General features: G+C 64.1%; 16 protein-coding genes. 4 read left to right on the forward strand and 12 right to left on the reverse strand.

Annotated features, from left to right (window positions below; genetic code table 11):
- Positions 1-258: 258 nt before the first annotated feature.
- Together groL and ACVOLV_RS06680 are read right to left on the reverse strand one after the other, a co-directional pair.
- The gene (gene groL, locus ACVOLV_RS06675) at positions 259-1,905 is read right to left on the reverse strand and encodes a chaperonin GroEL (protein WP_303747597.1); all 1,647 of its coding nucleotides are present in this window, start codon (positions 1,903-1,905) and stop codon (positions 259-261) included.
- 84 nt (positions 1,906-1,989) lie between these two features.
- A complete protein-coding gene (locus ACVOLV_RS06680; protein ID WP_057626824.1) occupies positions 1,990-2,277 on the reverse strand; it encodes a co-chaperone GroES in 288 nt (95 codons plus the stop codon).
- Positions 2,278-2,579: 302 nt separating this feature from the next.
- Here ACVOLV_RS06680 and ACVOLV_RS06685 point away from each other — a divergent pair, with 302 nt between their 5' ends.
- Entirely contained in the window at positions 2,580-3,119 is a 540-nt protein-coding gene (locus ACVOLV_RS06685) for a hypothetical protein (protein ID WP_481553704.1), read from the forward strand.
- Positions 3,120-3,287: 168 nt separating this feature from the next.
- Here the strand turns inward: ACVOLV_RS06685 and ACVOLV_RS06690 are convergent, their stop codons facing one another.
- Genes ACVOLV_RS06690 through ACVOLV_RS06710 form a run of 5 tightly spaced genes read right to left on the reverse strand, consistent with a single transcriptional unit; the run spans position 3,288 to position 7,590 of the window.
- Positions 3,288-5,546: an autotransporter outer membrane beta-barrel domain-containing protein gene (locus ACVOLV_RS06690; protein ID WP_481553705.1), complete on the reverse strand. Its 2,259-nt coding sequence runs from the start codon at positions 5,544-5,546 to the stop codon at positions 3,288-3,290.
- A 20-nt stretch (positions 5,547-5,566) separates the two neighbouring features.
- On the reverse strand, positions 5,567-6,274 hold the full coding sequence (locus ACVOLV_RS06695) for a hypothetical protein (RefSeq protein ID WP_481553706.1): 708 nt from the start codon (positions 6,272-6,274) through the stop codon (positions 5,567-5,569).
- On the reverse strand, positions 6,271-6,690 hold the full coding sequence (locus ACVOLV_RS06700; protein WP_481553707.1) for a hypothetical protein: 420 nt from the start codon (positions 6,688-6,690) through the stop codon (positions 6,271-6,273). The genes ACVOLV_RS06695 and ACVOLV_RS06700 overlap by 4 nt, the downstream gene beginning before the upstream one ends.
- Positions 6,674-7,174, reverse strand: coding sequence for a pilus assembly FimT family protein (locus ACVOLV_RS06705; RefSeq protein WP_481553708.1), 501 nt, complete (start codon positions 7,172-7,174; stop codon positions 6,674-6,676). The genes ACVOLV_RS06700 and ACVOLV_RS06705 overlap by 17 nt, the downstream gene beginning before the upstream one ends.
- Positions 7,171-7,590: a type IV pilin protein gene (locus tag ACVOLV_RS06710; RefSeq protein ID WP_481553709.1), complete on the reverse strand. Its 420-nt coding sequence runs from the start codon at positions 7,588-7,590 to the stop codon at positions 7,171-7,173. Before ACVOLV_RS06710 ends, ACVOLV_RS06705 begins: the two co-directional genes overlap by 4 nt.
- A 187-nt stretch (positions 7,591-7,777) precedes the next feature.
- Between ACVOLV_RS06710 and cutA the strand changes: the two genes are divergently transcribed.
- Genes cutA through ACVOLV_RS06725 form a run of 3 tightly spaced genes read left to right on the forward strand, consistent with a single transcriptional unit; the run spans position 7,778 to position 11,052 of the window.
- Positions 7,778-8,101 (forward strand): divalent-cation tolerance protein CutA, encoded by a 324-nt coding sequence (cutA, locus tag ACVOLV_RS06715; RefSeq protein ID WP_481553710.1) that lies wholly within the window; start codon positions 7,778-7,780, stop codon positions 8,099-8,101.
- A 3-nt stretch (positions 8,102-8,104) separates the two neighbouring features.
- Positions 8,105-10,462: a protein-disulfide reductase DsbD family protein gene (locus ACVOLV_RS06720; protein WP_481553711.1), complete on the forward strand. Its 2,358-nt coding sequence runs from the start codon at positions 8,105-8,107 to the stop codon at positions 10,460-10,462.
- Positions 10,462-11,052, forward strand: coding sequence for a TlpA family protein disulfide reductase (locus ACVOLV_RS06725; RefSeq protein WP_481553712.1), 591 nt, complete (start codon positions 10,462-10,464; stop codon positions 11,050-11,052). Before ACVOLV_RS06720 ends, ACVOLV_RS06725 begins: the two co-directional genes overlap by 1 nt.
- A 410-nt stretch (positions 11,053-11,462) precedes the next feature.
- On the opposite strand, the gene ACVOLV_RS06730 is transcribed toward ACVOLV_RS06725, so the two are convergent.
- The 5 genes from ACVOLV_RS06730 to xylB all read right to left on the reverse strand — a co-directional run bounded on the left by ACVOLV_RS06730 (position 11,463) and on the right by xylB (position 20,041).
- The gene (locus ACVOLV_RS06730; protein ID WP_481553713.1) at positions 11,463-13,025 is read right to left on the reverse strand and encodes a sodium/sugar symporter; all 1,563 of its coding nucleotides are present in this window, start codon (positions 13,023-13,025) and stop codon (positions 11,463-11,465) included.
- A gap of 119 nt (positions 13,026-13,144) precedes the next feature.
- A complete protein-coding gene (locus ACVOLV_RS06735) occupies positions 13,145-15,721 on the reverse strand; it encodes a glycoside hydrolase family 3 protein (RefSeq protein ID WP_481553714.1) in 2,577 nt (858 codons plus the stop codon).
- Between the two features lie 2 nt (positions 15,722-15,723).
- Positions 15,724-17,133: a sugar porter family MFS transporter gene (locus tag ACVOLV_RS06740; RefSeq protein ID WP_481553715.1), complete on the reverse strand. Its 1,410-nt coding sequence runs from the start codon at positions 17,131-17,133 to the stop codon at positions 15,724-15,726.
- A gap of 41 nt (positions 17,134-17,174) precedes the next feature.
- A complete protein-coding gene (gene xylA, locus ACVOLV_RS06745; RefSeq protein WP_282267440.1) occupies positions 17,175-18,509 on the reverse strand; it encodes a xylose isomerase in 1,335 nt (444 codons plus the stop codon).
- 38 nt (positions 18,510-18,547) lie between these two features.
- Complete coding sequence (gene xylB / locus ACVOLV_RS06750) at positions 18,548-20,041, reverse strand: xylulokinase (protein ID WP_481553716.1); 1,494 nt, start codon at positions 20,039-20,041, stop codon at positions 18,548-18,550.
- Between the last annotated feature and the right edge of the window lie 14 nt (positions 20,042-20,055).

Raw genomic sequence — 20,055 nt, forward strand, 5'->3', positions numbered from 1 at the left:
ATGCTCGGCAGAAGCATTGCCGGTAAAGCCCCTGCCGAGCATGGCTCGGCACTACCGGCTGCGCGCTGGCGCTGTGGGAGCGGCGTGAGCCGCGAGACTGGTGCTGCTTGAAAGGTCCGCAGAGCTACCCCACCCCAACCCTCCCCTTGCCTGCGGCAAAGGGAGGGGGCACAGCCGGCAAAGGGTGGGGCAGAAAACAAAACCCCGCCTTGCGGCGGGGTTTTGTGTACTACAAGCAGCGGTGAGGCTGCGGTGGACTTAGAAGTCCATACCGCCCATGCCACCCATGCCACCCATACCGCCGCCGCCCATGGCCGGCTCGTCCTTCTTCGGAGCTTCGGCAACCATGGCTTCGGTGGTGATCATCAGGCCAGCGATCGAGGCTGCGTTCTGCAGTGCCGAACGGGTCACCTTGGTCGGGTCCAGGATGCCGAATTCCAGCATGTCGCCGAACTCGCCGGAAGCGGCGTTGTAGCCGAAGCTGCCGGTGCCTTCCTTGACCTTGTTGACGATGACCGACGGCTCTTCACCGGCGTTGGCAACGATTTCGCGCAGCGGGGCTTCCATCGCGCGCAGGGCGATCTGGATGCCGTGGTTCTGGTCTTCGTTGTTGCCCTTCAGGCCAGCCAGTGCGGAAACAGCGCGCACCAGGGCGACGCCGCCGCCCGGGACCACGCCTTCTTCGACGGCTGCGCGGGTAGCGTGCAGGGCGTCGTCAACGCGGTCCTTCTTTTCCTTCATTTCGATTTCGGTCGATGCACCGACCTTGATCACGGCAACGCCGCCGGCCAGCTTGGCAACGCGTTCCTGCAGCTTCTCGCGATCGTAGTCCGAAGAGGTTTCTTCGATCTGGGTCTTGATCTGCTTGACGCGCGATTCGATGGCAGCGGTATCGCCGGCGCCGTCGATGACGGTGGTGTTTTCCTTGGAAACCTGCACCTTCTTGGCGCGGCCCAGGTCCTTGATGGTGGCCTTTTCCAGCGACAGGCCAACTTCTTCGGAGATCACGGTGCCGCCGGTCAGCACGGCCATGTCTTCCAGCATCGCCTTGCGACGGTCGCCGAAGCCCGGTGCCTTGACGGCCACGACCTTGACGATGCCACGGATGGTGTTGACCACCAGGGTAGCCAGCGCTTCGCCTTCGATGTCTTCAGCGATGATCAGCAGCGGCTTGCCTGCCTTGGCGACGCCTTCCAGCACCGGCAGCAGGTCACGCACGTTGGAGATCTTCTTGTCGTGCAGCAGGATGTACGGGTCATCCAGGTCAGCGGTCTGCGACTGCTGGTTGTTGATGAAGTACGGGGACAGGTAGCCGCGGTCGAACTGCATGCCCTCGACGACGTCCAGCTCGTTTTCCAGGCCCGAGCCTTCTTCAACGGTGATCACGCCTTCCTTGCCAACCTTCTTCATCGCTTCGGCAATGATGTTGCCGATCGACTCGTCCGAGTTGGCCGAGATGGTGCCGACCTGGGCGATGGCCTTGTCGTCAGCGGTGGGCTTGGAGATGTTCTTCAGCTCGGCGACGGCGGCGATCACGGCCTTGTCGATACCGCGCTTGAGGTCCATCGGGTTCATGCCGGCAGCAACAGCCTTGGCGCCTTCGCGGATCAGGGCCTGGGCCAGCACGGTGGCGGTGGTGGTGCCGTCGCCAGCGTCGTCATTGGTGCGCGAAGCAACTTCCTTCACCATCTGCGCACCCATGTTCTCGAACTTGTCAGCCAGTTCGATTTCCTTGGCAACGGACACGCCGTCCTTGGTGATGGTCGGGGCGCCGAAGCTCTTCTCGAGCACGACGTTGCGGCCCTTCGGGCCCAGGGTTGCCTTGACGGCATTGGCGAGAACGTTGACGCCGCGCACCATGCGCGAACGGGCGTCTTCACCGAAACGAATATCCTTGGCAGCCATTGCGATTACCTCTGAGTAGAGCCGAGCCGAGCTCGGCTGCTTTTATCGGGAAAGGGGGTTTACAGGAACAGGTGGCGCGGCAGCTCAGCCGATGACGGCAAGCACGTCGTCTTCGCGCAGCACCTTGTACTCGACGCCTTCGGCCTTGTAGGACGAACCGGCGTACTGGCCGTAAATGACCTTGTCGCCAACCTTCAGCGACGGGGCGCGCACCGAACCGTTGTCCAGCGGCTTGCCCGGGCCCACGGCCACGACTTCACCCTTGGTGGACTTTTCCTTGGCCGAATCCGGGATCAGGATGCCGCCGGCGGAGATTTCGTCGGCTTCGATCGGCTTGACCACAACGCGGTCGTGAAGCGGCTTGATGCTCATGAAGGACCTCTTAAGTAATTGATTGGCCTGAAATTTCGGCGACACCGGCTGGGAAACAGGGGGACGCCGGCATCACGCGTAAAAAGGCCCGTCGTGCGGGCTTGGTTGGGAGATGGGGCTGGCTGGGGGCCTTTCAAGGGCAGGCCGGCAAATTGATTGACGCAGCCCTGCCGGGCCAATCCCCGTCCCCGCCGCGCCCTGCGGGGCTTGCATGGAGGACGCCGTCCCTGCCGACCAGGTCCATGACGCTATGATCCAAGGGCTGCGTATGGATGCCAGTTTCAATGTCAAAGGAGAAGCGAATGAAAGTGCTGTATCGATTTGCCCCGTTGTTGCTCGTCTTTCTCGCCGCCTGTAGCCAGCTGACCGGCCCGTCTGCCAGCGAGTACATGGACGCCAATATCAGCAACTGGAACGGCCTGATTGCCAAGGTCAACGATTGGAGCGGCGGCAACGATGCCGAGCGTCTGACCCAGGCCATGGCCGAGCGCAAAGATCTGGCCAGCTTCAAGTTCCGGCTTGGCAATGCGCGCCAGGAAGCGGTGAACATGCGTGAGCAGATGAAGCTGCTCAAGACACCGGACGATGCCACCGAGCTGCATGCCAAGCTGGTGTTGTCGCTGGAAGAGGCGGTGATCTGGTACGACGCCATGCTCAAGCTGACCGACCTGCCCGATGGTTTCAGCAACGAACAGGCAGCGCCCTTGCTCGAAGCAATCGACGAGACCGGCACCAGGTTCGACAAGCTCACCGATGAGCTGGACCAGATGCAGGATGCCTATGCCAGGAAGCACCGCATCAACCTGACCCGCACCGAATTACCGGCGGCAAGCGAGGGCTGATCGTCACGGCAGGTACCAATGGCGCGCGGGATGCTGCTCAGCGGTGATGCAGCGCCTGCGCCGCCACTGGTGGTGCTCGAAAAAAATGGCGCGCCCCGGGGATAACGGAGCACGCCATGGCAATAGAGAACCGCCCAGACTGCAGGCTGAACTACCTTTTTAGGAATATCAGAGGTAACGCGACCATTGCACCGAGGCGCTGGCGGCACTTGCCGGCAGGCCGCCGCTGCCGGTGCTGCACACCGGCAGCAGGTTCAAACCACCACCGCTGGGCACATCAACCGAGATGCCGCCGGCCGAGATCTTGGTGTCGGCGGTCTGGTTGCTGCCCACCGTCAAGCTGCCGTGGATGGTTACCGTGGCGCCGCTGGTCGACAACTGCTTGCCCAGCATCACGCTGCCACGCAATTCCCAGCCCGCGATGTCCGCAGCACCCTCGGCGATGATGCTGGTGTTGGCAATCGGCAGGCCCTGGTAGGTCTGCGGCTTGCCATCGGCACCCTGCCCTTCCCATTCCACCAACTGCGTGCGGCTGGCACACAGATTGGTCGGGTAGAAGTCGCCACCACAGACCTTGGCCGCACCGGCGAAGTTCGGCGCGATCAGATCGCGATGGCCGGCGGTGGTGAGGGTGACGTTGCCGCCACAGGTGGCCTGGCTCGGGTCGTCACAGCCGCGCACCACCACGGTGTTGAGGAAGTCGGTACTGGTACCGTCGATCTTCACCGACTGGTCGAACCACAGCACGCCAACCGGCATCTTGGTGACGCCGTGCAGCAGCCAGCTGCCATCGCTCTGCCGGGCCTTCAGGCAGCCTTTCTCATTGGTGTAGTTGCAGGTCATCAACTCCTGCAGGATCGCCAGCTGCGCCGGGGTTGGGTTGCTCAACGGGTAGACACCGTCGATGGAATCACCATTTGCACGCTTCACATTGCGGATGGTCAGCTGTGCGGCACCATCAACCGTACTGAAGGCGTAGTTGGCCATGGCCAGGAAGTTGTCGGCATCCACCGGCTTGACCCGCGCTTCGCAGTACGGGATGCCGGGCAGGCCCGGACTGGTGCCGGCCTGCTTGGTCTGCACGTTGTTCACCGGCATGTTGAGGTTGCCGGCAAGCCGGCCCGAGCCGCTCACCGAGACCTGGTTGACCGTCATGTCACCGCCACCGAGCAGGTTTTTCACCGTACCCGATGTCATGGCGATGGTGCCGCTGGCCCAGAGCGTCTCGTACTTGCCGCTCCACCCCGACACGGTGACGTTGTAGCCCCACAACTGGCCCACCGTGAGCGTTGCCAGGCCAACCGTGCCACCGGCAATACGGGTGGAACGGAAGCTGAGCGCATCCGGCAGGCTGACAGTGTCCGCGCCCTTCAAACGCTCGGCAGCTGCCGCGCCGGTGACCAGGCCAGTGCTGGCATCAATCTTCAACAGCGCTGCGCCGGTGCTGTCCTGCGCACTGAAATCCAGCAGGAACTGGCTTTGATCAGCCAGGGTGACAACCACGTGACCACTGTTGAGCGGCGCAACGGTACCCGTCACCCACGGCGTGCCGCCGGTCACGGTGGACGCAATCAAGTGGCCACCGACTTCGGCCGTGCCGATCAACGCGGTGCCGGAGTAAACGCCGACCGCATAAGCACCGGCCTTGATCGCCGCGTAACTACCGCCACCAACACCACTGCCGATCTCGACATTGCGTGCCCACAGCGTGGTTCCGTTGGGATTGCCCATGCCGTTGATGCGGATGGTGCCTTCCGAATACAGGTGACCGTTATCGGTGATGCCACCACCGCTCAATGACACATCGCCCTTGACGCAACCGGAGATGCGCGCGGTAGAGCCGCCACCAATCGTCAGGTTGCCGGCCACCACGATGTTCTCGTAGTCCACCGCGTTGGTGACGTCGAGCTTGCCGCCGCTGTAATCCAGGTTGCCGTTGAATACCATCGGCGCCTTGGGCATGGATGCGCACACCGGCGGAATGCCCGGCCCGCCACTGCCCGGCACCACGTCATAGATCACTTCGACGGTTGCGGTGGTCAAGGCACTGCCGACGCCCGCGGTGCCGATGACCTGGGCACTGACCCGGTAGTGGTTGCTGCCGGCAGCTTCGATCGAGGTCACCGTGGCAGCGCGCACACCCAGCGCTTCAAGGCCGCTGACCTGCTTGGCATCGTTACCTACCCAGCCCGGCCACACCGTGGTTTCCACCTGCAGCAGATACAGCCGCAGCGCTTCCACACCGCGCCACGCTGCAGCCTGTGCGGCGGTGGCCGAATGCGTGGTGAGCTGCTGCGACTGGGTGCCACGCAGCGAATAGATCGTTGCCGCGACCGTGACCGATACCGCCAGCCCCACCATCAGGACGATCAACAACGTGGCCACACCGCGCTGTCGCTTCGGTGCGGAAAACCGGTTCCTGTCCATGCGTACACGCTCCTTATGCATCAGATGGTCACTGCAAGATTTGGCAGGCACGCCAGGAACAGGTGGCTGCTGGCATCACTGCGCTCCAACGCCAACTGCTGCCCGACGGCCGCGGTAGGCGTGGTACTGAAGTCCTGTTGCATGTAAGGCAGGCATTGCCGCTGCCCTTTCAGCGAGAACACATAGCCAGGGGCCAGGGTCATCGCGCCGACTTCCTCTTCACCCGCCGCGAACGCGCTACCGTCCTTCTGTGCCGGTGTGAAAAAGGCCGCGCTGCCGGCAAGCAGATGCCGTTCGTTGCTGTTCCATGTGGCCACTTCGGCATCGCTGCAGGCCTTGGGTGTGAAGCGATACAGGCCTTCGCCATCCACCAGACGCAGGCCCGAGCAGACGTAGCCGGCGGCAGTGAGCTCGGCCTTGTAACGCCAGACCAACTCCTTGCCAGCGTCACGCACGTAGAGCTTGCTGTTCAAGCTGTCGGCCGCCGGCACACCGAAGCCAGCGCCCTGCAGCTCGATCTGCGCCGACAACAGCGCCGCCGACACCTGGCCATCGCGCAACGCCGAACGTGATGCATTGGCGGAGACCTCAACCATGGTTTTGTACAGCGTCATCATCGCGGCAATGGTGATCAGCGAGATCACCAGTCCTACCAGCATGCTGATCAGGCTCTGCCCGCCTTGCTGCTGGCGGCCAATCCGGGCGGCGGTGTGTGCGTGCATGTTCATTGCTTCGTTGACACCAGCAGATCGGGATCGTTTTCGTTGGCCCCCTTGCTGCCGAGATCGGTCGCGGCGACGGTCAGGTCCACCCGCTGCGGTGCATCCACGGTGCGCGCAACACCTGCCATTGCGACCGTTGCAGTAGCTGCCTCACAGCTGACCGCTGCGCTCTTGGACTCACCGTTGGGCATGCTGATCGCCAGCGTACCGCTGCCACACAGGCCCACGCCCTGGGTCTGCAGACTGTCGCGCAGGCGCTCTACCACCAGGTTTTCCACCTTGGCATCGCGTTGGCTGTTCATTACCCCGGCAGCAACATGGGCAAGTCCGGCACCGATGATGCTGGTGATCAGCACACCGAACAGCGCTTCAAGCATCATGTCGCCGCGCTGGCGGCGCGGCGGATCAAAGCAGATCGACATAGAGCGGGTCCTGGCTGTTCATGCCAATGGCAATACGCGAGTGAGTGATACCGCTGCTGCAACTGGTGGCAGCCGGCAGGCGCCGGCCACGGTTGTCGAATGCGACGCAGGAGAGCCGGTCGGCCGAACTCTGCAGCGCATCGGCATCCGCATAATCCTCAACGCCGATCAGGCGGTACTCACCGCCGCGCGGCAGCTCGCCCTGCCACAGCACTTCGGTGCCATCACCGCGCAGGATCTGCAGGCTGCGATCACTCTGCTGCAGCCGCGCCGAGACGGCGGTGCCGGTGACATGCTCGGGATTGCGCAGGGCCAGCGAACGGGTCTGCGATACCGCCTCCCACAGCAGGTTGCGGGCCTGCATCTGCCGGTTGCTGTCGATCCATTGCAGCGTGAACGGCACCCCTGCCAAAGCCAGCACTGCCATTACCGCCAGGGTCACCATCAATTCGACCAGTGAAAAACCCGTGGCGCGCCGGCTCATGGCCAGTCGCTCAGGCCGGCGCAGTTGCCGGAGATGGTTCGGTTATTGCCCGCATCCAGCTTCAAGGTACAGCCACTGGCCTTGCCCAAGGCAGCGCCGGCAACCGCCTTGAGCTCGTAACCACCGCTGCTGGCGGCATAGGTATAGGTGAACTGACCAGCCTTGGTGGCCGCGCTCCATCCTTTCTTGGCCGCCGCGTCGGTGGCCGGATAGCCCAGTGTGCGCTGGCGGTGATTCTCGACCGTGCTGGACAGCGCCATCAAATCACTTTGCGCCGTGCGGATCTTGCTGCGCAGGACGTAGTCCGAATACAACGGCAATGCGATCATGGCCAGGATCGCGATGATCGCCACGACGATCATCAGCTCGATCAACGTGAAGCCCTGACTGGAAACCCGGTTGTTGCGTTGTTCCATACGCCCCCCTGAAGAGCCCTGCGAACACCTGCACCTGTCGTCGAATGGCGCCTTGTAAGATTTGGCCTTCGCCTCTAGTCGGATGAAGGTCGCGTGAAATTGTGACGCAGCGCAATATACAATTCGTGACATCGATGTCAACTGTTCCATTCAAAAGTGTCCGAACGGCTTCTGCGACAATGGCTGGATGGACGTAAGACTGGTCTTCTGCACCTGCCCCGACGATCAAACCGCACAGGCTCTGGCTCAGCACCTGGTCGAACAGCGTTTGGCTGCCTGTGTGAACTTGTTGCCCGCAATGCGGTCTGTGTACCGCTGGCAGGAGCAGATTGAACAAGCTGAAGAAATTCAGCTAATTATCAAAACCTGTGCTGATCGGCTGGATGCCTTGAGCGCCGCCATCAGGCAGCACCACCCGTATGAATTGCCGGAGATCGTGGCGATCTCCCCCAGCGCCGGCTTGCCGGCGTATCTGGACTGGATCCGGGCGCAGACCCGGGAGGAAACATAATTGATGATGCTGTTGCGACAATTTGCCGCTTTCTGCCTGCTCTCCCTGGCCGCCCTGCCGGCGCTGGCCATCAGCGAAAAAGACCTGCTTCCGGTCGATCAGGCCTTTGCCCTGCGCGCCGAAGCGCCCAGCCGCGACCGCATCGAGCTGCGCTGGGACATCGCCCCGGGCTATTACCTGTACCACCACCGCACCAGCGTCAAAGCCGGCCCCGGCTTCACAGCCAGCGCACTGCAGATGCCGCAGGGCGAGAAGAAGCACGACGAATTCTTCGGCGATGTTGAGACCTACCACCGCCAATTGCGCGCGGTGCTACCCGGCAACGCCGACCCGGGCGCCACCAGCGTCACCCTCGAAGTCCGCTACCAGGGCTGTGCCGATGCCGGCGTGTGCTATCCGCCGCAGAAACGCATGGTCGAAGTAAGGCTGCCTGGCGCAGCTGGCGCTGCATCCGCAGCGGCAGCCGCAGCGCCCGCTGCACCGATCTTCAACCCGCTGGCCGGCAACGCCGGTGGTGGCCTCAACCTGCCTGGTGCCCCCGCCGTGCAGGGCCTGCCGCTGCCGTCGGAGAAGGCCTTCGGCTTCGAAGCCATCGTCGACAATGGCAACCGCCTGCTGCTGCGCTTCTCGCCGGCGCCTGGCTATTACCTGTACCGCGACCGCACCTCGCTGGCGCTGGAAGGCGCCGACGGCGTGCGCGCCGGCCGCCCACAGTGGCCAGCGGGCAAGCCCTACCGCGACGAGCACTTCGGCAACGTGGTGGTCTACTTCGACCAGGTTGACGTACCGCTACCCCTGCGCCGTGACAAACCCGACGCAACCCCGGCCACCCTTGTTGTCACCTTCCAGGGCTGCCAGACCGACGGCATCTGCTATCCGCCAATGACCCGCCGGGTGCGACTGTCGTTGCCGGTGGGCAAGATTTCGTCGAAAGAAAAGGAAGAACTGGCGGTCGCGCCGCTGGTGATTCCGCCGTTGCCGGCTGGCAAGAAGGGCGAAGTCACTCCGCTGCCGCTGATCGATCCGGCCAACCCGCCGGCCCCACAGCCGCTGGTCGTGCGCCCGGCCGCCGAAGCCGCCAGCCTTGCCGAAGCCGCGCCGGATGCATCAGCCGACAACACCAGCCGCAGCCAACCGCCAGCAGAGACCGCAGGCAACAGCTCCTTGTTGTGGATTCTGCTGCTGGCGCTGGCCGGTGGCCTGATCCTGAATCTGATGCCCTGCGTCCTGCCGATCCTGTCGTTGAAGGTGCTGGGCGTGGCGCAGAGCGGTGAGAGCCGCCAGCGCGCCCGCAACCACGCGCTCTGGTATACGGCCGGCGTACTGGTCGCGTTTACCGCGGTCGGTGGCTTGGTGCTTGCGCTGCGCGCAGCCGGGCAGGCCGCCGGTTGGGGCTTCCAGCTGCAGCATCCGTGGTTCATCGCTGCGCTGGTGTACCTGATGTTCGCGGTGGGCCTGAGCCTGTCAGGCTTGTTCACCCTTGGCGGCAACGCCGGCCAGCTGGGTCAGAACCTTGCCGGACGCAGCGGCCCAACCGGTGACTTCTTCACCGGCGTGCTCGCCTGCGTGGTTGCCAGCCCCTGCATCGCGCCGTTCATGGGCCCGGCACTGGCCTACGCCTTCACCGCGCCGCCCGCGCTGGCGCTGCTGGTATTCCTGGCATTGGGCCTGGGCTTGGCACTGCCGTTCCTGTTGATCGGCTTTGTGCCGGCGCTGGCCAAGCGCCTGCCCAAACCCGGCGCATGGATGGAAACCTTCAAGCACGTCATGGCTTTCCCGATGTACCTCACCGCCATCTGGCTGTTGTGGGTGCTGGGCAAGCAGCGTGGCATCGATGCCATGGGCCTGATGCTGATCGGCATGACCCTGCTGGCATTGGGCCTGTGGTGGTTTGAGCGCAGCCGCTGGCATAGCCGCCGGATCGGCATGGTGCTGGGCGCGGTGATCGCACTGCTGGCCTTGGCGCCGGTATGGGGCGTGACCCGCCTGCCGCCACCGGGTGCTGCTGCCGCCAGCGAAGGCACAGTGGCCTACTCGCCGCAGATGCTCGACCGCCTGCGCGCCGACAACCGCGTGGTGTTCGTCAACATGACTGCCGACTGGTGCGTCACCTGCAAGGCCAACGAACGCAATGTGCTGGACCGCGACAAGTTCCGCGACACGCTCAAGCGGGTCAACGCGGTGTACATGCGCGGTGACTGGACCAATGTGGATCCGCAGATCAGCGCCTTCCTCGACCAGCACAAGGCGGTCGGCGTGCCGCTGTACGTGGTCTACGGCCCCGGCGCACCGCCACGCGTGCTGCCCACCGTGCTGACCCAGTCGGTGGCAGAAGAAGCGCTGTTGCGCGCGGCGCGCTGATGCGTCGTGTCGGGTGGTGGGTGGTGGGCATTGCCGCGGCGGCTGGATTGTCGGCAGGTGCGTGGTTGAGCCGTCCCGCCACACCGCCGTTGCCGTCGATGAGTACGCCTTCAGCACCGCTGAAATCGGCGACACCGGTACAGGGCGTACGCATTGGTGAGTTGATGCCGTCGTTCACCCTGCCTGATCTGGACGGCATGCCGGTGCAGTTCCCGGACAAGTTCAGGGGCAAGCCGCTGTTGATCAATGTATGGGCCAGCTGGTGCGCGCCCTGCATTGAAGAGATGCCGGAGCTGGCGCGGTTTGCCGCCCGTCATGCCGATGCTGGACCGCAGGTGGTGGGGTTGGCCCTGGATACGCCGGAAGCGGTGCTGGATTTTCTCGGCAACGTGCCGGTGTACTACCCGATCGTTATCGAGACGCCGGGGCCGAATGATGCCAGCGTCAAGCTTGGGAACGCGCAGGGGCTACTGCCTTACAGCGTGTTGATCGATGCGCAGGGGCGTGTGCTCAAGCAGAAGCTTGGGCCGTTCAAGGCGGGTGAGATTGATGCGTGGGTTGCGGGTGTGGAGCCTTCTGCTACGCAGTGAATCTGCAAGCCTTGAATTGATGGTTGCGCTTGGATTGGCAGTGCGGGGAAGTGCAGCGCCCTCGGAGTTTAGTCTGCGCCAAAAGCCAAGAGCCCCCCTCATCCGCCCCTTTGGGGCACCTTCTCCCGCTGGCGGGAGAAGGGAATGCACTCCGCTCGTGTTCTGCTGCAACTGACGCATTTCGCAGCCCGGCCAGGCTCTGCTTTGCTTTGCTTTGCTTTGCTCTGCTCTGCTCTGCTTTGCTTTGCTTTGCTTTACGTCCCTTCTCCCGCCTGCGGGAGAAGGTGCCCCGAAGGGGCGGATGAGGGGAAGCTTTGCTTTGAGCTTTTGCCTTTGAGCTTCTGCTTCTGGCTTCTACAAGGTGCTTCGCACCTTACCCTCTCCTGAAGGGAGAGAGGCTCAAGCTCACATCACCAGAACACCGCGTACAGCGCAATCAGAATCGCGATCACCGCCACCGCGCCGATGTTGAACACACCACCCGTGCGGTAGTCCACGTCACGTGTGTCGATGATGTCCTTCTCCGGCGCCGCCGGCGTCAACAGTGAAACACCCACCGCCAAGGCCAAGGCCAGCAGGAACACCAGGCCGACGCGATCGATGAAGGGCAATGCCGGCCAGGCCAGCTTCAACACGATCGACAACACGAACGAACCAATCGCCGCCGACAGTGCACCCGCCTCATTGGCACGCTTCCAGAACAGGCCCAGCATGAAGATCACCACGATGCCGGGAGTGAAGAAGCCGGTGTATTCCTGGATGTACTGGAAGGCCTGGTCGAAGCTGCCCAGCAACGGCTTGGCGGTGAGAATACCCAGCACCACCGCCACCACCGCCGCGATGCGGCCGACGCGCACCAGCTTGGTCTGCTCCGCTTCGGGATTGCGCTTGGCGTAGAAATCCAAGGTGAAAATCGTCGCCACCGAATTGATCTTCGATGCCAGCGAGGCAACGATGGCCGCCACCAGCGCGGCAAACACCAGGCCCAGCACACCGGTCGGCAGCATCCGCATCATCGTCGGGTAGGCCTGGTCGGGCTTGTCCAGATTCGGCGCCAGCATCACTGCCGCGATACCCGGCAACACCACGATCACCGGCATCAGCAGCTTGAGAAAAGCAGCAAACAACACGCCTTTCTGTGCCTCGCCGATGCTCTTTGCCGCCAGCGCACGCTGGATGATGTACTGGTTGAAGCCCCAGTAGCTGATGTTCATGATCCACAGGCCGCCGAGCAGCACGCTCAAGCCGGGCAGGTCCTTGTAGAAAGGATTGTCCTTGCTGAGGATCATCTCGAAGTGACCCGGCTGTGCCTGCCACAGTTTGTTGAAACCGGCGACGATGCCGGCGCCATCGCCGAGCTGGTTCAAGGTCAGCCCGGCAACGAACAGGCCGCCAAGCACCAGCAGGGTGACCTGCACGATATCGGTGAGCGCGACGGCCTTTAGCCCGCCGTACAGCTGGTACAGCAGCGCGAACACGCCGATCAGCACCACCGCGGTCATCTGCTCCATGCCGGTGACCTGGTTCACCGCTACCGCGCCCAACCACAGGATCGAAGTGACGTTGACGAACACGTACAGGCCCAGCCAGAACACCGCCATCACCGTGCGGATGCGTGCGCCGTAACGCTGCTCCAGGAACTGCGGCATGGTGTAGATGCCGTTGCGCAGGAACACCGGCAGGAACCACTTGCCGACGATCAACAAGGTGAGCGCCGCCATCCACTCATACGACGCCACCGCCAGACCGATCGCATAGCCCGAACCAGACATGCCGATGATCTGCTCGGCGGAAATATTCGCCGCGATCAACGATGCGCCGATCGCCCACCATGGCAATGACTTGCTGGCCAGGAAGTAATCCTTGGCGTCCTTGCTGTGCCCGGCTTTCTCCCGCGACACCCATTGCGCAAGGATGAAGATACCGGCCAGGTAGACCAGTACGATCGCGATATCCAACGTGCCCAAACCCATCTCATCACTCCCTGTTGTGCACCGACCGGGCCGTCATCCCTGCGCCCTTTCGCTACCGACCCCAACGGGCCAAATCATCAGGTGCGCCGGCACCCTCCCGTACCGGCGCTTTCGCTGTTTCAGCGTGTTGCGCAGTCTACGTTTACCTCGGCCTCACCGGCCGCGCCAAGGGCGATCCGTGATACCGAGATATCCGCAACGGCAGCGGTTTCCAGCTCGGTTGTACGTTGGATTTTTGACAGATCCGCACCCGCAGCGGCGAAACATTTGAGTGGCACGCCAACGCTTACCCACTTGCCAGCCGGAATGGCCGACAAGCTGGATTGCAGATCGACCTTGGCCGCGCAACCCGCACCGCAGCCCACGCCCACCGTCAACGGTGCCGATACCGCACTGTCGCGGCGCAGCGTCAACTGCAACTGCACGTCGCCGTTGCTCTCGCGGGTGACATCGATCGGTGTCGCTGCAATCAGCGCGAACTTTGCCAGCGCCGTGCCCGACCATTGCAGGCGACGTGCGTCCTCCTGCGCCTTGTGATCAACCGCGGTCATCTTCAAGCTGCCGTCGGCCAGCACGGTCGGCACGGTGGTGGCCGGCATGTCCGGCTGCGATGCACTGGACAGCTGCAGCGACAGGCCCAGCGACGGGCGGCCCTTGGCGAAGTACACGCCGCTGCCGGCCTGCTCACCGCTCACGCCGGAGTCTTCCGGCAACGCTGCCACATCGCCCTTGTCGGCATAGCTCAGGCCATGGCCGAACTTGTACAGCGGGTTATGGCCCGGCTTGTTCACCGCCGAGTCGATCGCGGTGCGCGGCCAGGAGAAGCTGAGCTTGCCCTTGAAGTCGTGGTTGACGCTGCCATCGGCCTTGCGCAGCAGCACATCGGCGATGCCCGCACCTTCCGAGCCCGGCAACCATGCAGCGACGAAGGCGTCGGAGGCATTGATCTCGCGGTTCATCCACAGCGGACGGCCGCTGATGAATACCGCCACCACCGGAATGCCTTCGCTCTTCAGCCGCTTGAGCAGTTCCAGGTCGGCATCGTTGCCCGGCTTGTACAGCAGGTTGGGGATGTCACCCTGGAATTCGGCATAAGGCTCTTCGCCGAACACCACCACCGCGACATCCGGCTTGGCCTTGTACTTGCCATCGACCGCCAGTTCGGCGCTGCCACCAGCAGCACTGACTTCACGCTGTAGGCCTTCCCAGATGGTGTCCGCATTGGGGAAATCGGCACGGTTGGTGCCGGTGCCCTGCCAGTTCAAGGTCCAGCCACCGGCCTGCTTGCCGATGTTGTCGGCGCCATCACCGGCCACCAGCACCTTCTGGTCGGCGCGCAGCGGCAGGATGCCGTTGTTGTTCTTCAGCAGCACCAGCGATTCGCGCACGGCCTGACGAGCCACCGCACGGTGCTCGGCTGCACCCAGCAATTCAAACTTGCCGCCCAACGCACGCGCCGAAGGCTTGGGTGCATCGAACAGGTTCATGCGGAACTTCACCCGCAGCACGCGACGCACGGCGTCATCCAGGCGCTCGGTCGAGAGCTTGCCCGACTTCACCGCGGCAACGGTGGACTCGTACATGCCCTTCCAGCTGTCGGTGGCCATCGCCATGTCCAGGCCAGCGTCATAGGTGGCCGGGCAATCGGTGGTGCTGCAACCGGGAATCTGGCCGTGGCCATTCCAGTCGCCGACCACGAAACCGCCGTAGTTCATGCGGCCCTTCAGCACGTCGGTCAGCAGCGGCTTGTGGCCGTGCATCTTGACCCCGTGGAAGCTGTTGAACGAAGCCATCACCGACTGTGCACCGGCCTTGATGGCGGTGACGTAACCGGCGCTGTGGACATCGCGCAGCTCGGCCTCGCTGACCGCGGTATCGCCCTGGTCCTTGCCGTCGGTGGTGCCGCCGTCGCCGACGAAATGCTTGACCGACACCATCACGTGCTTGTCGTCGAGGAAGTCCGGCGCACCGACCTTGCCCTGCAGGCCTTCGACCATCGCCGCGGCGAACTCGGCCACCAGCTGCGGGTTCTCAGAATAGCCTTCATAGGCGCGGCCCCAGCGCACGTCCTGCGGCACCGCCACGGTCGGCGCGAACGCCCACTCCATGCCGGTGGCGCGGGTTTCGGCGGCGGTGATCTGGCCGATGCGGCGCTGCAGTTCAACGTTGCGGGTTGCGCCCAGACCAACGTTGTGCGGGAACAGCGTCGCGCCCACCACGTTGCTCTGGCCGTGCATGGCATCGATACCGAACAGGAGCGGGATCGCCTTGCCGCCGGTCGAGGTATCCATCGACGCGGCCCAGAAATCATCGGCAACCTGCAGCCAGTCCTTGGCCGGTGCGTTGTACTTGCCACCCGGGTCGGAGCTGCCACCGGCCAGGATCGAGCCCAGCCGATACTTGCGTACGTCGTCCGGGGTGATGCTGGCCAGGTCGCCCTGCACCAGCTGGCCGACCTTCTCCTCCAGCGTCATCGTCGCCAGCAGATCGTTGACGCGCTTTTCCAGCGCCGGATCTTCCGTCAGCGGCCATTCCACCACCGGCCACTGTTCCGGATGGATCGTGCCGTCATACGCGGCATCGGCCGTGGCCGCCTGCGGTGCAGCCTTGTCGCCGCTGTTGCAGCCGGCCAGCACCGCGATACCCACTGCCAGCGCGCCAACCAGGGCCGCGCGGCGTGTCGAAAACTTCATCATCCTCAACCCTCCATCTGCTCGAGCGAACGACCCTTGGTCTCACGCACGAACTTGATAACAAAGAACACCGAGATCACCGCCGACACCAGGTAGATGCTGTACGTCGATGCCAGACCAATGCCGGCCAGCAGCATCGGGAAGGTCACCGTGACGATGAAGTTCGCCGTCCATTGCGCCGCACCGGCAACCGCCAGCGCCGAACCACGGATCTGGTTGGGGAACATCTCGCCCAGCATCACCCACATCACCGGGCCCCAGGACACGTTGAAAAACACCACGTAGGCATTGGCCGCGACCAGCGCCAGCGTGCCCATGTGGCCGGGCAGCTGCAGGTGGCCGTCCACCATCGAACCGCTGGCGAAGGCGTAGACCACCAGTCCCAGCGATACCGCCATGCCACTGGAACCGATCCACAGCAGCGGCTTGCGACCGATCTTGTCGATCAACAACACGGTGACGATGCAGGCACCGATGCTGAGCGCGCCGGACAACACATTGATCAGCAGCGCATCACTCTCGGAGAAGCCCACCGCCTGCCACAGCACCGCGCCGTAATAGAACACCACGTTGATGCCTACCAGCTGCTGGAACACCGCAAGGCCAATGCCCACCCAGACGATCGGGCGGATCTTGCGGGTGGCTTTGTCGACCAGATCCGACAGCTGCGGGCGGTGGTGGTCCTGCGACAACGACGCGTCGATCTCGCCCAGCGTGGCCTGCGCCTGCTCGGCACCGAACAGACGGGTCAGCACGGCCAATGCTTCGTCCTTGCGGCGCTTGACCACCAGGAAGCGCGGGCTTTCCGGGATGAACAACAACAACAGCAGGAACAGCAGCGACGGGATCGCCTGCATCCAGAACATCCAGCGCCATGCGGCCTGGCCGGCCCACAGCGGCTCGGTCGAGGCGCCAGCGGCCTTGGCCAGCAGGTAGTTGCTGAGGAAGGCGATGAACAGGCCGGAGATGATCGCGATCTGCTGCACCGTGGCCAGCCGACCGCGGTAACGCGCCGGTGCAACCTCGGCGATATAGGCCGGCGACATCACGCTGGCCGCACCCACCGCGAAGCCACCGACCACGCGCGCGGCGATGAACACCAGCGAGCTGTGCGCCGCGCCGGCACCGAGTGCCGACAGCAGGAACAGCACTGCCGAAATGATCAACACCGAGCGTCGGCCCAGCCGGTCAGCCAGGCGACCGGCGAAGAACGCGCCGATCGCACAGCCCAGCAGCATCGAGGCCACTTCAAAACCCAGCTGTGCCTCGGTGGAACCAAAGGCCTGCTTCAGGCCATCGACGGTGCCGTTGATCACGCCACTGTCGAAGCCGAACAGGAACCCGCCTATCGTCGCCACCACGCTGATCAATACGATCAGCGCGGTGTTTTCCTTGTTTGCTGCTGACTGCCCCATCCCCTCACCCTCTTTGTCTGGTTATGTCGTCGGCCTGGTGCTCAGCGCAGCAGGTATTGATTGAGCAGGTTCTCGTAGCGCTCCTGCTTGCCGCTGGCCTGCACCGGTTCGCCGTTGCCGGCCGCGAGCTTGGCCAGGTCGGCCAGGCCCAGCTTGCCGCTGGCGAAGTCCTTGCCGGCGCCGGCATCGAAGCTGGCGTAACGCTGTGCGCGCCACTGTTCCCACGGCGAATCATTGAGCAGGCCGTGGGCCACTTCCAGACCGCGTGCGAACGCATCCATGCCACCGATGTGGGCAATGAACAGGTCTTCCATGTCGGTGGATTCACGGCGCGGCTTGGCGTCGAAGTTCAGGCCGCCGACCAGGCCGCCCTGGCGCAGCACCACCAGCATCGCGCCGACGGTGTCGTACAGGTCGGTCGGGAACTGGTCGGTGTCCCAGCCGTTCTGCGCGTTGCCACGGTTGGCATCGATGCTGCCGAGCAGGCCGTGATCGGAGGCGACCTGCAGGTCGTGCTCGAAGGTGTGGCCGGACAGCGTGGCGTGGTTGGCCTCGATGTTGAGCATGAAGTCGTCCTGCAGCCCATTGGCCTTGAGGAAGCCGGCGACGGTTGCCGAGTCGAAATCGTACTGGTGCTTCATCGGCTCCATTGGCTTGGGCTCGATGAAGAACTTGCCGGTGAAGCCGATGCTGCGACCGTAGTCGCGTGCGGCGCTGAGGAAGCGTGCGAAGTGCTCAAGCTCGCGCTTCATGTTGGTGTTGTGCAGGCTGGCATAGCCTTCGCGACCACCCCAGAACACGAAGTGCTCGCCGCCCAGTTCAACCGTGGCTTCCAGCGCGGCCTTGACCTGCACCGCGGCGCGGCTGACCACGTTGAAATCCGGGTTGGTCGCCGCGCCGTTCATGTAACGCGGGTGCGAGAACAGGTTGGCGGTGCCCCACAGCAGCTTGGTGCCGGTGGCCTGCTGGCGTTGCTTGGCCAGCGCCACCACGTGCTTGAGATTCTTTTCGTAGGTACCGATGTCATCGGCGTCCGGCGCCATGTCGACGTCGTGGAAGCAGTAGTACGGCACACCGAGCTTGGTGAAGAACTCGAACGCCGCATCGACCTTGGCCTCGGCGGTGGCCATGGCATCGCCCTTCTCCCACGGGAAGCGGCGCGTGCCCGGGCCGAACGGATCGGCACCGGCGTTGCAGAAGGTGTGCCAGTAGCAGGCAGCGAAGCGCAGGTGCTCGCGCATGCTCTTGCCACCAACCAGCTTGTCCGCGTCATAGACCTTGAACGCCAAGGGGTTGTCCGAGTCGCGACCCTCGAACGGGATCTGGCCGATGCCGGGGAAATACTCGGTGGCGCCGATGAAGGGCTGCTTGCTCATGGTGCGAATTCCTGTGTCGACAAACTACGGGGAAAGAATCAACCGCGGTACAGCGGCATGACGGCGTGCAGGTGCTGCAGGTAGCGCTGGTAGGCCAGCGCATAGGCCGCGCTGCGCGCGCCGTCAGGCGTGGCGGTGGCTGCGGCATCGGGGGTTACATGGGTGGCCGCGAGTGTGGCCAGGGATGCGTCGTTGCCGGCGCTGCGCTGCAATGCCCACAGCGCCTGCAGGGCGGCACCGAATGCGGCGCCTTCGGACTGCTGCGGTACTTCCACTGGCAGGCCGAACACATCGGCGACCATCTGCCGCCAGGCAGCGCTATTGCTGCCGCCACCGGTCAGCACGATACGATCGAAACGCATGCCGGCGCCGACGAAGGCGTCAAAGCCGTACTTCAGTGCATAGGTCGCCCCCTCCATCGCCGCGCGGTAGAAGTGCGAGGGGTTCATGGTGGTGGCATCCAGGCCAGCCAGCACACCCTTGCCCAGCGGCAGGTCGGGGGTGCGCTCGCCATTGAGGAAGGGCAGCATCACCAGCCCATCGGCGCCCGGCGTGGTCGCATTGATATGCGCATCGCCGTCGCGGCTGCTGAAGCCGAACATGCGCGCCACCTGCTCGGTAACCACGGTGCAGTTCATCGTGCAGATCAGCGGCAACCAACCGCCGCTGGACGAACAGAACGCCGCCCATGCGCCACCGGCATCCACCACCGGCACATCGGAACTGGCGAACAAGGTGCCCGAAGTACCCAAACTCATCGCCAGCTTGCCCGGCGCAACGCAGCCGGTGCCGATCGCGGCCATCATGTTGTCACCGCCGCCTGCGCCGACCTTTGCGGTGGCCGGCAAACCCAGGCGTGCTGCAGCCCCGGGCGCGATATCGAACAGCGCATCGGCGTCCACCAGTGGCGGCAGGCAGGCAGCGAGATCGCGGTTGGCATCGGTCGCCTTCAGCAGGTCCTGCGACCACTGGCGCGTGCGCACATCCAGCCAGCCGGTGCCCGAGGCATCGCCGTGCTCGCAGTAGTACTGGCCGGTCAGCACGAAGTTCAGGTAGTCGTGCGGTAGCAGGATATGCGCCAGCTTTGCGTAGGCCTCCGGCCGGTGTTTGGCCGTCCATGGCAGCTTGGAGGCGGTGTAGCCGGCAAGGATGGGATTGCCGGCCAGTTCGATGCAGCGCTGCGCGCCGCCGGCCGCGTGCATGATCTGTGCGCATTCGGCGCTGCTGCTGGTGTCGCACCACAGCTTGGCCGGCGCCAGCACCTTGCCGTCCGCATCCAAGGCGACGAAGCCATGCTGCTGGCCCGACACCGCCAGCGCCTGCACCTGCTGGCGCAGCTGCGGGTCGATGCGGGCGAAGCAATCCTCCATCGCCGCGACCCACGCTGCCGGATCCTGCTCGCGGCTGCCGTCATCGGCACTGTGCAGCTGCAGCGGCGCGCTGGCCGTGGCCAGCAACTGCCGTTGCGCGGCGTCATAGACCACGACTTTCAGGCTCTGCGTGCCCGCGTCGATACCGGCGACGATGCTCATGCCGCGCACCAACG

The organism is Stenotrophomonas sp. STEN023 (genome assembly GCF_056760135.1).

Bases quoted from the DNA above. Each gene is read 5' to 3' on its own strand.
- groL (WP_303747597.1), bottom strand. From the start codon at position 1,905: ATGGCTGCCAAGGATATTCGTTTCGGTGAAGACGCCCGTTCGCGCATG.
- ACVOLV_RS06680 (WP_057626824.1), bottom strand. From the start codon at position 2,277: ATGAGCATCAAGCCGCTTCACGACCGCGTTGTGGTCAAGCCGATCGAA.
- ACVOLV_RS06685 (WP_481553704.1), top strand. From the start codon at position 2,580: ATGAAAGTGCTGTATCGATTTGCCCCGTTGTTGCTCGTCTTTCTCGCC.
- ACVOLV_RS06690 (WP_481553705.1), bottom strand. From the start codon at position 5,546: ATGGACAGGAACCGGTTTTCCGCACCGAAGCGACAGCGCGGTGTGGCC.
- ACVOLV_RS06695 (WP_481553706.1), bottom strand. From the start codon at position 6,274: ATGAACATGCACGCACACACCGCCGCCCGGATTGGCCGCCAGCAGCAA.
- ACVOLV_RS06700 (WP_481553707.1), bottom strand. From the start codon at position 6,690: ATGTCGATCTGCTTTGATCCGCCGCGCCGCCAGCGCGGCGACATGATG.
- ACVOLV_RS06705 (WP_481553708.1), bottom strand. From the start codon at position 7,174: ATGAGCCGGCGCGCCACGGGTTTTTCACTGGTCGAATTGATGGTGACC.
- ACVOLV_RS06710 (WP_481553709.1), bottom strand. From the start codon at position 7,590: ATGGAACAACGCAACAACCGGGTTTCCAGTCAGGGCTTCACGTTGATC.
- cutA (WP_481553710.1), top strand. From the start codon at position 7,778: ATGGACGTAAGACTGGTCTTCTGCACCTGCCCCGACGATCAAACCGCA.
- ACVOLV_RS06720 (WP_481553711.1), top strand. From the start codon at position 8,105: ATGATGCTGTTGCGACAATTTGCCGCTTTCTGCCTGCTCTCCCTGGCC.
- ACVOLV_RS06725 (WP_481553712.1), top strand. From the start codon at position 10,462: ATGCGTCGTGTCGGGTGGTGGGTGGTGGGCATTGCCGCGGCGGCTGGA.
- ACVOLV_RS06730 (WP_481553713.1), bottom strand. From the start codon at position 13,025: ATGGGTTTGGGCACGTTGGATATCGCGATCGTACTGGTCTACCTGGCC.
- ACVOLV_RS06735 (WP_481553714.1), bottom strand. From the start codon at position 15,721: ATGATGAAGTTTTCGACACGCCGCGCGGCCCTGGTTGGCGCGCTGGCA.
- ACVOLV_RS06740 (WP_481553715.1), bottom strand. From the start codon at position 17,133: ATGGGGCAGTCAGCAGCAAACAAGGAAAACACCGCGCTGATCGTATTG.
- xylA (WP_282267440.1), bottom strand. From the start codon at position 18,509: ATGAGCAAGCAGCCCTTCATCGGCGCCACCGAGTATTTCCCCGGCATC.
- xylB (WP_481553716.1), bottom strand. From the start codon at position 20,041: ATGAGCATCGTCGCCGGTATCGACGCGGGCACGCAGAGCCTGAAAGTC.